The following is a 13,478-nucleotide window of genomic DNA, read 5'->3' on the forward strand; positions in this document are numbered from 1 at the left end:
GGAGGGTCGGGCCCACGCGGGCCCCAGATGAACCCAAGGAGAACGCTGTGAGTGGTGGACCGCTGATCGTCCAGTCGGACAAGACCGTGCTGCTGGAGATCGACCACGATCAGGCGCAGGACGCGCGGCAGGCCCTGGCCCCGTTCGCCGAGCTCGAGCGCGCCCCCGAGCACGTCCACACCTACCGGATCACCCCGCTCGCGCTGTGGAACGCCCGGGCCGCCGGGCACGACGCCGAGCAGGTTGTCGACGTGCTGGTCACGTATTCGCGCTTCCCGGTGCCCCAGCCGTTGCTGGTGGACATCGCCGACACCATGGACCGCTACGGGCGGTTGCAGCTGGTCAAGAGCCCGGTCCACGGCCTCACCCTGGTCTCCCACGACGCGGCCGTGCTCGCCGAGATCAGGCGCCACAAGAAGATCGCCCCCATGCTCGGCGCCGAGATCGACGCGGACACCGTCATCGTCCACGCGTCCGAGCGGGGCCGCCTCAAGCAGGAGCTGCTCAAGGTCGGGTGGCCGGCCGACGACCTGGCGGGGTACGTCGACGGCGAGGCGCACGACATCGACCTGTCGACCGAGGGCGAGCCCTGGGAACTGCGGGACTATCAGCAGATGGCCGCGGACTCGTTCTGGGCGGGCGGGTCCGGCGTGGTGGTGCTGCCGTGTGGAGCGGGCAAGACGATGGTCGGGGCGGCCGCCATGGCCCGCGCCAAGGCCACCACCCTCATCCTGGTGACCAACACCGTCGCCGGTCGGCAGTGGAAGCGCGAACTGCTGGCCCGGACCACGCTCACCGAGGACGAGATCGGTGAGTACTCGGGCGAGCGCAAGGAGATCCGCCCGGTCACCATCGCCACGTACCAGGTGGTCACCCGCAAGACCAAGGGCGTGCACCGCGCGCTCGAGCTGTTCGACTCCCGTGACTGGGGTCTGATGATCTACGACGAGGTGCACCTGCTCCCCGCCCCGGTGTTCCGGATGACCGCGGACCTGCAGTCGCGTCGCCGCCTCGGGCTCACCGCCACCCTGGTCCGCGAGGACGGTCGGGAGGGGGACGTCTTCTCCCTCATCGGTCCCAAGCGCTACGACGCCCCCTGGAAGGACATCGAGGCGCAGGGCTGGATCGCCCCCGCCGACTGCGTGGAGGTCCGGGTGACGCTCACGGACAACGAGCGGATGCTCTACGCCACCGCCGAGCCCGAGGACAAGTACAAGCTGTGCTCGACCGCCCGCACCAAGTACCCGGTGGTCAAGAAGATCCTCGCCCGGCACGCCGGCGCCCCGACCCTGGTGATCGGCGCCTACCTCGACCAACTGGAGGAGCTCGGGCTCGAACTCGACGCCCCGGTGATCCAGGGCTCCACCTCCAACAAGGAGCGGGAGAAGCTCTACGACGCGTTCCGCGCCGGTGAGATCTCCACGCTCGTGGTGTCCAAGGTCGCCAACTTCTCGATCGACCTGCCCGAGGCGAGCGTCGCGGTGCAGGTCTCCGGCACCTTCGGTTCCCGCCAGGAGGAGGCCCAGCGGCTCGGCCGTCTCCTGCGTCCCAAGCACGACGGCGGCCAGGCGCACTTCTACTCCGTGGTCGCCCGCGACACCCTCGACGCCGACTACGCCGCCCACCGGCAGCGGTTCCTCGCCGAGCAGGGGTACGCCTACCGGATCGTCGACGCCGACGATCTGCTCGGGCCGGGCATTCCCGAGGTCAGCTGAGCCCCGAGGCCGGCGGAGCCGCTGCTTCGATCGGGCCCCGCGGTCGACTGAGCCTGGCCCGCGCCCCCCGTCGGGCGCTGTGTCGGGATATCGGCCCCATAGCCGCCGAACGCGCCGTGGCTGGGATACTGGCCCCATGGCCGCCGATCGCACCCCCCGCGCCCCGCACGAGCAGTACCGACTCGTCGACTTCCCCGTGGACGACGCGTGGGTCCGCAAGAACAACGAGAGCCTGGCCGAGGTCCGGCGGCTGCAGTGGTCGGCGGCGATCCTGGGCGTCATCGTCCTGGCCGCCGGGATCGGCGTCCTCGTCTACTCGGGTGTCGCCGCGTGGGGGTGGATCGTCGCCGTGATGGCCGGGGCCTTCGCCCTGGGCTGCCTGGCGATGATCGGCTACATCCCGCGCAAGATGGGGTCGATGGCCCGCGCCTACGCGACCTCCGAGCTGGTGCCCGCGATCATCGCCGAGGTCCGGCCGCGCGGGATCACCCTGCTCGCGCTGGCCGACCGCGCCGTCGACCGCTCCGCGGGCAAGCTCCCCACCCTCGTCGCCCGGAGCTGCAGTGAGATCGCCGGCCACGAGACCCGCGTGGGCGAGCGCGTCCCCTGCGTGGCGGTGGTGGGTAACCGCAGCTCGCGCGGCACGGACAACCTGTACCAGTTCATCTCCCCCATGCCCGTCGCCTGGGCCACGCCGGACAAGGCGGTCCTGCGCCGTCTGGTCGCGGAGATCCCCGCCGGGGAATGGGAGACGCTACGTCAGAACCTCGACCGGGTCGGCGAGGTCTCCGCCCTGCCGACGAGCATGCTCCCCCTCACCTGACCGGTCGACCGCTGTGAACTAGACGTCACGGCATCGTGATCCACCGCCATTCCCCGGCAACACGGACTCCTTAGCGTGATCAGCACACGCACGAAGGAGCATCCAGATATGACTGAGCACATCGTCGTCGTCGGGCACGGAATGGTCTCCCACCGTTTCGTCTCCACCCTCGGCTCACGCCACGCCGCAGCCGACATCGCCGTCACCGTGATCGGTGACGAGCCGGACCCCGCCTACGACCGGGTCGGGCTCTCCTCCTACATCGGCGCCTGGGAGCGCGAGTCCCTCCATCTGGAGGACGCGCGCCACACAGGTGACCCGCGCGTCACGGTCCGGTCGGGCCGCCTCGTCACCGCCGTCGACAGCGCCGCCCAGTGCGTCGAGCTCGATTCCGGTGAGCGGATCTCCTACGACACCCTGGTCCTGGCCACCGGCTCGCGCGCGTTCGTCCCGCCCGTCCCCGGTCACGACCTGCCCGGTTGCCACGTCTACCGCACGCTCGACGACCTCGATGCCGTCCGCGACGCCGCCGAGCGGGCGGGCTCCGGGGCCCACGGCGTGGTGATCGGCGGCGGTCTGCTCGGGCTCGAGGCCGCCAACGCGCTCGGCATGCTCGGACTGACCCCGCACGTCGTGGAGCGCAACGACCGGCTGATGCCCGTCCAGGTGGACACCGGCGGCGGGGCGCTGCTGGGAAACCTCATCGGCCGGCGCGGGATCGACGTGCACCTGAGCGTCACCGGCACCGTCATAGAGGAATGTGACGCCGGGGTGCGGGTCACCCTGACCTCCGACGACGACGAGACGGTGGTCGTGGACGCCGCCCTCGTGGTGTTCTCCGTCGGGATCCGGCCGCGCGACGAGCTGGCCCGCGCGGCCGGGTTGGCGCTGGCCGAGCGGGGCGGCGTGCTGACCGACAAGGCCTGCCGCACCTCGGACCCGCACGTCTACGCGATCGGCGAGTGCGCGGCCATCGAGGGCACCTGCTACGGGCTGGTGGGCCCCGGGTACACCTCCGCCGAGGTCGCGGCGTCGCAGATCGCCGCCGCCGCCGACAGTGCGACCGCCCCCACCGAGTTCACCGGCGCTGACCTGGCCACCAAGCTCAAGCTCATGGGCGTGGACGTGGCCAGCTTCGGCGACGCCCACGGCCGCGCCGACGGGTGCCTGGAGGTGGTGGTCAACGACCCGGTCGCGGGCACCTACTCCAAGCTGGTCCTGAGCGACGACGCCCAGACGTTGCTGGGCGGGGTGTTCGTGGGCGACGCGGGCCCGTATCAGCTGCTCAAGCCCCTGCTGGGGCGCACCCTGCCGTCGGTCAACCCGATCTCCCTGATCTCGGCGGCCACCTCGTCAGAAACCGGCATGGGCGTCGACGCGCTCCCCGACGACGCCCAGATCTGCTCGTGCAACGCGGTCACCAAGGGCGCGCTCCGCGAGGCGATCTGCGGCGGCGCGTGCGACGTGCCCGCGCTCAAGTCCTGCACGCGGGCCGGCACCTCGTGCGGATCGTGCCTGCCGCTGATGCGCCAGGTGCTCGAGGCCGAGGGGGTCGAGCAGTCCACGGCCCTGTGCGAGCACTTCGACCAGTCCCGCTCGGAGCTCTTCGAGATCGTCACCGTCACCGGGGTCCGCACCTTCTCCGGGCTGATCGGGCGCTTCGGCCGCGGCGCCGGCTGCGACATCTGCAAGCCCACGGTCGCCTCGATCCTCGCCTCGACCAGCTCGGATCACGTCCTCGACGGCGAGCAGGCCTCGCTGCAGGACACCAACGACCACTTCCTGGCCAACATCCAGAAGAACGGCACCTACTCGGTGGTCCCGCGGATGCCCGGCGGGGAGGTGACGGCCGAGCAGCTCATCGTGATCGGGGAGATCGCCCGCGACCACGACCTGTACGTCAAGGTCACCGGTGGTCAGCGCATCGACCTCTTCGGCGCCCGCGTCGACGAGTTGCCGAAGATCTGGAAGCGCCTCGTCGACGCCGGCATGGAGTCCGGGCACGCCTACGGCAAGTCGCTGCGGACGGTGAAGAGCTGCGTGGGCACCGCGTGGTGCCGGTACGGGCAGCAGGACTCCGTGGGGATGGCCGTGCTGCTGGAGAACCGGTTCCGCGGGCTGCGGGCCCCGCACAAGATCAAGATGGGCGTCTCCGGGTGCGCCCGCGAGTGCGCGGAGGCCCGCGGCAAGGACATCGGCGTGATCGCCACCGAGACCGGATGGAACCTCTACGTCGGCGGCAACGGCGGCGCCACGCCCCGCCACGCGAACCTGCTGATCGGCGATCTCACCGACGACCAGCTGATCCGCTACATCGACCGCACGGTGATGTTCTACGTCCGCACCGCCGAGCGGCTGCAGCGCATCGCGCCCTGGCTCGAATCCCTCGAAGGCGGCATCGAGCACCTGCGCGAGGTCGTCTGCGAGGACTCGCTGGGACTGGCCGCCGAACTCGAGGGCCGGATGGAGGCCCACGTCGCCGGGTACGTGGACGAATGGGCGGCCGTGCTCGACGACCCGGACAAGCTCGCCCGGTTCGTCTCCTTTGTCAACGCGCCCGAATCCCCGGACCCCACCGTGCAGTTCGAGGAGAAGGAAGGCCGCAAGGTCCCCGTCCTGCTGGGCTCCCCCGCTATGCCCGTGCGTGCCTGAGCGGTCCCTTCCGCACCCGATCGCACGCGTCCGTTCGCACCTGACGTTCCGCACTCGATCCGCCCACACCCGACCCACACCCAGCTGCTCCATCCACCAGAAGGAGATCCGCCATGACCGCCACCCTGCACCCCGCCCCGAGCCTCGTAGTCGCCCCTGCCCCTTCCGAGATCACCGTCTGCCCCGTCGACCGGCTCATCCCCGGCCGAGGGGTGGCCGCGCTGTTGCCCGACGGTCGCCAGGTCGCCGTCTACCTCCTCGACGACGGCGAGGTGCACGCGCTCTGCAACATCGACCCCGTCGCCCGGGCCGCCGTGATGAGCCGCGGCCTGGTGGGCGACCGCTCGGGCGTACCGGCCGTGATCTCCCCGATAGGCAAGCAGGCCTACGCACTCTCGGACGGCCACAGCCTCGATGACCCGACCCACGGGCTCTCGGTCTTCCCGGCCCGGGTCGGACGCGACGGCGCGGTGATCGTCTCCACCGAGCCAGCGGTCCGCCATCCCCGCGCGACCGCGGCCTAGAGGGCCAAGGTACCGGGCGCTGGGCGTACGGACCGAGGCCACCCCCGCCCGACCCGCCCGCTCGACCCGCCCGGCAAAGAGGCGGCGCACCCGCCACCGGATGCGCCGCCTCTTCGGCCTGCGCTGCCCGAATGCACCCAAAAACCATGCTTACGCTGGGCGAATGGACCATTTCGAAGGCGTAAGTCAAAGGGGCAGCGCATCCAGCGGCACGTGCGCTGCGGGAACGCCCACCCCGCAGGACCGCCAGCCCACACCCGAGTCCGGTGCCGGCCCGGCTACACGTTCAGCCGGTAGCCCCGCTTGACCACGGTGGTCACCAGGTCCGGCACGGCGAGCGATCGGCGCAACCGGCCCATCGCGGTCTCGACGGCGTGCGAGTCCGTGCCGTCGCCCGGCAGGGCCGCGAGCAGGTCCTCCCTGCTCACGCAGGCGCCCGGTCGGCGGGACAGCGCGCGCAGCAGAGCCAGCTGGGCGGGGGTCACCTCGACCGGTTCGCCGTCGACCAGCACTGCAGCGGCGCACACGGTGAGCTCGTGCCCGGCGACCTCGATCGGCGCGGTCCGGGCGACGAGCTCCTCGGTCGTGTGTCTCATGAGCGCACCCAACCGCATCCGGTCGGGGCTCGTGAACGGGACATCGAGTTCAGCCAGCGGGGCCGCGGTCACCGGCCCGACGCACAGCGCCGCCACCGGCCCACGCAGTGCGTCCAGCAGGGCCTCGTGCACGCCCAGTGCCCGGGCCCGCTCGAGCACAGCCACCACCGCCGGGGCCGCGGTGAAGGTCACCCCGTCCACGCCCTGTCGTGCGATGGTCCGCACGAGCTCGTCGAGCGCGTCCAGATTCTCGGGCAGCTCCCAGCGGTAGACCGGCACCTCGACCACCTCGGCCCCCGCCGCACGCAGGCCGTCGAGGAGCGGCCGCACGGGATTCCACCCCGACCCCGAGCCCTGTACCTGGACGCACACCGTGAGGCCCTCCACCCCGCGTTCGAGCAGCATCTCCAGGAGTTCGGGGCTCGCCTCGCTCTTCGACGACGCGTGTTCGCGGAGCCCGGCGGCCCGCAGCGCCCCGGTCACCTTGGGTCCGCGCGAATACAGCGGAATCCGGCCCATCAGGGCGAGCAGGCCCTCGGCCAGGCCCCATTCCTCGCAGACCTGCATCCACCAGCGCACCCCGGAGGCGGTCGTGAGCACCATGAGATCGGCGGGTGCGGCCAGCGTCCGCTCGGTGGCCTCGCGGACCAGGGAGTCCTCGGCCACCGGGATCATGTGGATGGCGGGGGCGTGCAGGACGGTCGCCCCGCGTCGTTCCAGGAGCGTGCGTTGCTCGGAGGCCCGCCGGGCCGCGGTCACCGCCACGGTGCGCCCGCGCAGCGGCGGGTCCACCCCGGGCAGCGGCGGATCCGGGTCGGGCAGCCGCTGATCCGGGTCCCGCAGCGGATGATCGGGCTCGGACGCCAGCTGGTCGGGCACGCGCTGCGGCTGGTCGGGCTCGCGCTCATAGGAGGTCACGCCGGAGTCAGTCACTCCCCCATGATGGCCGAGACGTGTTGCCGGGGTGTTTCCCGGAGATGCTTCGGCCGTCTCGTTCCCGGTTATTTCCGCGCGATCGCCGTCGCCGCCTGTCATCCCGCCTCCCGTAGCCAGCCGCAGATCCCGTCGACCGCGGAGGTGCACCCGCCACAGCCGGTGCCCGCGCGGGTCCGCTCGACCAGCGCCGAGCGATCCCGGGCCCCGTCGCCCCAGGCCGCCACCAGGTCGCCCTTGCTCACCCCGTTGCACCGGCAGATCACCGCGGCGGCCGGCATGGTCGACGGGGTCGGCGCCGCCACGGCCTCGGCGCGGCCCAGGATCACCGACAGCACGTCGTCGGGCACCGGGAGGGCGTTCTCGTAGACCTGGGTGAGGATGCCGACCGGCTCGGGGTGACCCACCAGGATCGCGCCCACCACCCGCCCGCAGGACACGTCCACCCGGGCGTACCGACCCCGGGCTGGCTCGCAGATCGTCGTGATCTCGGGGGCCGCACCCGGGCCGTCGGCGCCACTCGCGCCACCCGGGCCGTCGGCGAACACGTCCTCGGCCACCTCCCCCAGCGCGACCACGTCCAGGCCGAACGCCTTGAGCCGGGTCACGGTGGTCCCACCGGTGTACCGGGCGTCCGGGTCGGCGCCCGTGAGCCGGGCCGCCACCGTGACGGCCTGGTCCCACGCCGGGGCGACGAGTCCGCTGACCACGCCGCGGTGCTGCGCGCAGTCCCCGATCGCGCTGATCGCCCGGTCGCTGGTGGCCAGTGTGTCGTCCACCACCACCCCGTGGCCCACCTCCAGGCCGGCGGCGCGCGCGAGCTCCGTCCTCGGGCCGGAGCCGGCGGTCAGCACCACGGTGCGGCAGTCGACCTCGTCGTCGTCGCCCAGGGTCAACACGGACCCGTCCCACCTCGTCGCGCGCGCCCCGGTGACCACCCGCACGCCGAGCGCGCCCAGGGCGCGGACCAGGACCGCGCCGCCGGCGGCGTCCAGGCAGCCGTTCATCGGCCAGGCGCGGGGATGGACGACGACGACGTCGTGGCCCGCCGCGGCCAGAGCGCAGGCCACCTCCAGGCCGATGAAGCCACCACCGATGAGGGCCACCGGGCCGGGGTGGGCCGACAGATGCGCGGTCAGCCCGCGGGCGTCAGCGGCGTCGCGGAGGGTGGACACCCCGGGCTTCAGCGCGCCGTCAGGGGCCAGGATCCCCTCGATCGGTGGCACCCGCGGCGCGGCGCCGGTGGCCAGCACCAGGTGGTCGTAGGCGATGCGCTCGCCGTCGGCCAGCTCCACCTCGCGCGTCACCCGGTCGATGCACCGCACGGGGGTAGCGGTGCGCAGGCGGATGTGGTTCCGGGCCCACCACCCCTGGGGCTTGAGCCGCGCCGTCGGCGCGGGACCACCGGCCGGGCCGCCCGCCACCGCGTGCGAGAGCATGATTCGGTTGTACGGGGCCTCGGGCTCGGAGCCCAGGACCGTCACGGCCAGCAGCGCGGGGTCGGGCTGGCCCTGTCGCAGCTCCTCGGCCACTCGCGCGCCGGCCATCCCGGCGCCGATCACCACGACCCTCTTCATCGCCGTCACGCCGCCTCCAGCCTGACCGCGCACACCTTGAACTCCGGCATGCGGCTGTACGGGTCGAGCTCCGGCAGGGTCAGCAGGTTCGCCCGCCCGCCACCGGAGAAGTGGAACGGCAGGAACAGGGTGTCGGTCCGCATGTCCTCGTCGCAGCGGATCACGGCCTCGACCGCCCCGCGGCGGGAGGTCACCCGCGCCCGGTCGCCCTCGGACAATCCCGCCGCGCGCGCGACCACCGGGTGCACCTGCACCCACATCCCGGGTTCGGCGGCGTCGAGTTCGGGGACCCGGCGGGTCTGCGCCCCGGACTGGTAGTGCGACAGGATCCGGCCGGTGGTCCCCAGCAGCGGAAACTGCGCGTCCGGGGGTTCGGCGGGCGGACGCACGTCGTCGACCATGAACCTCGCCCGGCCGTCGGCGGTCGCGAAGCGGTCCAGGAACAGCCGCGGGGTGCCTGCGGGAGAGTCCGCACCGCACGGCCAGTGCAGCGCCTCGCCGGCGTCCAGGCGCTGCCAGTCGATGGCCGAGTAGTCGGCCTTCCCGCCGGCCGAGGCCCGGGCGAGCTCATCGAACACCGCGCGGGCATCCACCGGGAACCGCTCGGGACCCCGGTCCAGGCGGCGGGCGAGCTCGTGCCAGATCCACAGCTCGTCGCGGACCCCCTCCGGCGGGGTGATCGACCGACGTCGACGCAGCACCCGGCCCTCGAGGTTGGTGAGCGTGCCCTCCTCCTCGGCCCACTGCGGCACCGGCAGCACCACGTCGGCCAGCGCGGCGGTCTCCGAGAGCACGAAGTCGGCCACCACCAGGGTGTCCAGCGCGCGCAGGCGCTCGGTCACCCGCCCCGCGTCCGGCGCGGAGACGACGGGGTTCGAGGCGTGGACCAGCAGCGCCGACGGCCCGCCCGGTGTACTCGGTGTGCCTGGGGTGCTCGGGGTGCTCGGGGTGCCCGGTGTGCTCGGGGTGCCCGGGGTGCCGAGGCTGTCCAGGAGCTCGAACGCGGACAGGCCCGCACCGGGGATCTCCTCCGGTTCCACGCCCCACACCGCGGCGACGTGGGCGCGCGACTCGGGGTCGGTGATCGAGCGGTATCCGGGCAACTGGTCGGCCTTCTGCCCGTGCTCGCGCCCGCCCTGCCCGTTGCCCTGACCGGTGAGCGTCCCGTACCCGGCCCCCGGCCGCCCCGGCAGCCCCAGGGCCAGCGACAGCGCGATCACCGCGCCCACCACGTCGGTGCCGTCGGCGTGCTGCTCGGCGCCGCGCGCGGTCAGGACGTACGCGCCCGCGTCGGCGTCCCGGGCGTCGGCCAGGAGCGCCACCGCGCGCTCGAGCTGCGCCACCGACACCCCCGTGACGCGCTCCGTGCGCTCCGGCAGCCATCCCGCGGCGTGGGCCCACGCGTCCTCGAACCCCGAGGTGCGTTCCGCGATGTAGTGGGTGTCGAGCCGCCCCGTGACGACGACGAGGTGCAGCAGCCCCAGCGCGAGCGCCGCATCCGTGCCCGGCCGTAGGCGCAGGTGCACTCCATTGCCGTCGAGGGCGCGCCGCGCCGTCGCGCTGAGCCGCGGGTCCGCCACGATGAGCCCGCCGGACGCGGCCGCGGTGTCGAGATGCTGCATGAACGGGGGCATGGTGTCGGCGGGGTTCGCGCCCACCAACAGGACGGCCCGAGCCCGCCCGAGGTCCTCCACCGGGAACGGCAGCCCGCGGTCGAGCCCGAAGCTGCGGTTGGCGGCCGCCGCCGCGCTCGACATGCACCACCGGCCGTTGTAGTCGATCAGCCGGCTGCCCAGCGCGAGCCGGGTGAACTTGCCCAGCTGGTAGGCCTTCTCGTTGGTGAGCCCGCCCCCGCCGAACACCGCCACGCCGTCGGGCCCGCCCGCCGCCTGTGCCCTCTCGATCCCCTCGACCACCCGGTCCAGGGCGGTGTCCCAGTCGCAGGGCTGCAGCCGCCCGTCCCGCCGGATCAGCGGGGTCGTGAGCCGGTCCGGGTGGTTGAGGAGGCTCGCGGCCGTCCAGCCCTTGCGGCACAGCCCGCCGCGGTTGGTCGGGAACCACGCGGGGGCCACCTCGGCGACCGGGCTACCACCTGGGGCGGACCGGCCCGCCGCCCCGGTCCCGGCAGCCCCGGTCCCCGCGGCAGTCGGCGTGACGGTCATCGCGCACTGCAGGGCGCAGTACGGGCAGTGCGTATGTCCGGTCGTGCCGTCGTGCCCGGCGGGAGCGGTCGTGCCGGCGTGCCCGGCGGGAGCGGTCGTTCCGGTCGAGGTCGGTCCGGTGGCGCTGGTCTGCTCGATCGGGCTGGTGCCGGCGGTCATGTGGTGGTCCCCTCGTCGTCGTCGCCCGTGTTGTCGCTGCCCGTGTTGTCCCCGCGGTCAGCGCGCGGCGGGCACCGGGTCGTCCGCGGTCGGTCCCGCCGGGCTCTGCCCCTCCGGTGCCTGACCCTCCGATGCCTGGCCGGTGTCGGCCCGTCCCGCTGCGGCGGGCTGCGCCGTCCGCGTGAGGCCCGTCGAGGCCGCGGTCGGGCGCCGCAGGTAGACCGTCCGGGTGACGGCGGCCGCCACCAGATAGAAGACGGTGAACGCGATGAACGCGGAGGTGGCGGAGCCGGAGGACTGGTACGAGCTGCGCAGCGTCATGTTGATGAGGAATCCGCCGAACGCGCCGACCGCACCGGCCACCCCGATGAGCGCACCGGAGTGGGCGCGCGACCACGCCGCCCGCGCGGGCTCGGGCAGTCCCAGTCCGCGGCTGCGGGCCTCGAAGACGGTGGGGATCATCTTGTACACCGAGGCGTTGCCCATCCCGGTGAGCGCGAACAGGGTCAGGAAGGCCACGAAGAACAGGACCAGGGCCCCGCCGGACAGCCGCCCACCGTCGGCCGCCTGCATGGACGAGGTGACGATCAACGCCACCGTGGTCGCGGCCATCCCCAGGAAGGTCACCAGCGTGACCCGCGCCCCGCCGAACCTGTCGGACAGTCGACCACCGAGCATGCGGGTGATCGAACCGAGCAGCGGCCCGAGAAAGGTGATCTGCGCGGCGTGGAGGGCGGCGTCCGCAGGGGACTGGCCGTTGCCGGTGAAGGTCATCGTGAGCATCTGACCGAAGGCGAAGCTGAAGCCGATGAACGAGCCGAAGGTACCGATGTAGAGCAGCGAGAGCACCCAGCCGTCGCGGTCCCGGGCCACGTCCTTCATGCTGGCCACGTCCACGGTGTGGTGCTCGAGGTTGTCCATCTTGAGTGCTGCGCCGATGCCGGCGACGACCAACAGCACCAGGTAGACCGCGATCACCCAGTGCGGGGAGCGGTTGCCGGCCGCGGCGATCACCAGCAGGCCCACCACCTGGATGGTGGCCACGCCCAGGTTCCCGCCGCCCGCGTTGAGCCCCAGGGCCCAGCCCTTCATCCGCTGCGGGAAGAAGGCGTTGATGTTGGTCATGGAGGAGGCGAAGTTGGCGCCGCCCAGTCCGGCAAGGGCGCCCACCACCAGGTACAGCCACAGCGGCTGACCGGGGTTGGCCATGATCCAGAGCATCGCGCCCGCGGGGATCATCAGAACGAAAGCCGAGAACATGGTCCAGTTGCGCCCACCGAAAGTCGCCGTGGCCAGCGTGTACGGGATCCGGAGGAAGGCACCGGTGAGGGTGACCACCGCGGAGACGAGGAACTTGTCCGGCGCGTCCAGCCCGTAGACGTCCTGGGGCATGAACAGCACCATCACCGCGAAGAGGGTCCACACGGAGAACCCCACGTGCTCGGCGAAGACCGACCAGTAGAGGTTGCGCATCGCGGTCCGCCGGCCTCCGGCCTCCCACTGCGCGGTGTCCTCCGGATCCCAGTTCTCGATCGTCCTTGAGCGCGACATCTTTTCGCCCCTCCCGCGTTGTGGGCACCGGCTCGGTGCCCTCTGCCCGGCAACGGTAGGCAGACCCTGTTTCCCCTGGGCTTCGTGCTGTGACGGTGCCGTCACGGTGTACTCACGTGTGGCCGTTCGGCCTGTGAGGGGCGCTCGGCCGTGGTGGAGTGGGCGCATGTCCTCCCACGTCACATCCCGCGCCCTCGGCACCGTCGCCACCACGATCGCCTTGGCGGTGGGCCTTTCGCCCGCCGCGTCCGCCCAGGATGCGGAACCGTGGAACCCTCCGTTCTCCCCCGGGCACGGCTACCAGCTGCCGGACAGCCTGGTCGTCACCCTCGGGCAGCCGGGCGCGTTCTGGGATGTCGGTGACCGGTTCCGGCTGCTGTCACCGCACGGGCAGTCCCGTCCGGTGCACTGCCAGAACGACCGCGGCCACCCGTACGGCCGGTGCTGGCAGGTCGAGCCGGACGGCCGGTTTGTGGAACTCCGGCAGAGCACCGGGGTCAGCGACGTCTGGCACTCGCTGTTCACGCAGACCGGGTCCACGGCCTCGGCTTCCATCGGCCTCTACGAACTCGCGCGGCGGATGGGGTGGATGACGACCTCCGGCGGCATCTTCGTTCCCCCGCTCACCTCGGGCAGCGCGGTGGGGACGTACTCGAACACGATGCCGCTGTCCCCACACGCCCCTCGGTCCCCGGTCTTCGACGTGTGGGTGCATCCGGGGTTCGTGCCCGGCAGCTGAGTAGCCTGGGGATCTGCCCGCCGTCTCCGCACCCCGCGAAAGGATCC

General features: G+C 72.5%; 9 protein-coding genes. 5 read left to right on the forward strand and 4 right to left on the reverse strand.

Features of this window, described 5'->3' with window-relative positions:
- Positions 1–47 precede the first annotated feature (47 nt).
- The 4 genes from R4P08_RS07220 (at position 48) to nirD (ending at position 5,714) form a co-directional block, all read left to right on the forward strand.
- On the forward strand, positions 48–1,715 hold the full coding sequence (locus R4P08_RS07220; protein WP_317813095.1) for a DNA repair helicase XPB: 1,668 nt from the start codon (positions 48–50) through the stop codon (positions 1,713–1,715).
- Between the two features lie 136 nt (positions 1,716–1,851).
- Entirely contained in the window at positions 1,852–2,538 is a 687-nt protein-coding gene (locus R4P08_RS07225; protein WP_317813096.1) for a DUF3239 domain-containing protein, read from the forward strand.
- Positions 2,539–2,646: 108 nt separating this feature from the next.
- Positions 2,647–5,190, forward strand: coding sequence for a nitrite reductase large subunit NirB (gene nirB / locus R4P08_RS07230; protein ID WP_317813097.1), 2,544 nt, complete (start codon positions 2,647–2,649; stop codon positions 5,188–5,190).
- A gap of 113 nt (positions 5,191–5,303) precedes the next feature.
- On the forward strand, positions 5,304–5,714 hold the full coding sequence (gene nirD / locus R4P08_RS07235; protein WP_317813098.1) for a nitrite reductase small subunit NirD: 411 nt from the start codon (positions 5,304–5,306) through the stop codon (positions 5,712–5,714).
- 278 nt (positions 5,715–5,992) lie between these two features.
- On the opposite strand, the gene R4P08_RS07240 is transcribed toward nirD, so the two are convergent.
- The 4 genes from R4P08_RS07240 to R4P08_RS07255 all read right to left on the reverse strand — a co-directional run bounded on the left by R4P08_RS07240 (position 5,993) and on the right by R4P08_RS07255 (position 12,692).
- A complete protein-coding gene (locus tag R4P08_RS07240) occupies positions 5,993–7,111 on the reverse strand; it encodes a uroporphyrinogen-III synthase (protein WP_317813135.1) in 1,119 nt (372 codons plus the stop codon).
- 230 nt (positions 7,112–7,341) lie between these two features.
- Positions 7,342–8,820 carry an FAD-dependent oxidoreductase gene (locus R4P08_RS07245; RefSeq protein ID WP_317813136.1) on the reverse strand — a complete coding sequence of 493 codons (1,479 nt, stop codon included), beginning with the start codon at positions 8,818–8,820 and terminating at the stop codon, positions 7,342–7,344.
- Positions 8,821–8,825: 5 nt separating this feature from the next.
- A complete protein-coding gene (locus tag R4P08_RS07250) occupies positions 8,826–11,141 on the reverse strand; it encodes a molybdopterin oxidoreductase family protein (protein WP_317813099.1) in 2,316 nt (771 codons plus the stop codon).
- Between the two features lie 57 nt (positions 11,142–11,198).
- A complete protein-coding gene (locus tag R4P08_RS07255) occupies positions 11,199–12,692 on the reverse strand; it encodes a nitrate/nitrite transporter (RefSeq protein WP_317813100.1) in 1,494 nt (497 codons plus the stop codon).
- 166 nt (positions 12,693–12,858) lie between these two features.
- Here R4P08_RS07255 and R4P08_RS07260 point away from each other — a divergent pair, with 166 nt between their 5' ends.
- The gene (locus R4P08_RS07260; RefSeq protein WP_317813101.1) at positions 12,859–13,431 is read left to right on the forward strand and encodes a hypothetical protein; all 573 of its coding nucleotides are present in this window, start codon (positions 12,859–12,861) and stop codon (positions 13,429–13,431) included.
- Positions 13,432–13,478 lie beyond the last annotated feature (47 nt).

It is taken from the genome of Rhodococcus sp. IEGM 1408 (assembly GCF_033142235.1).
Classification (GTDB): Bacteria; Actinomycetota; Actinomycetes; order Mycobacteriales; family Mycobacteriaceae; genus Dietzia.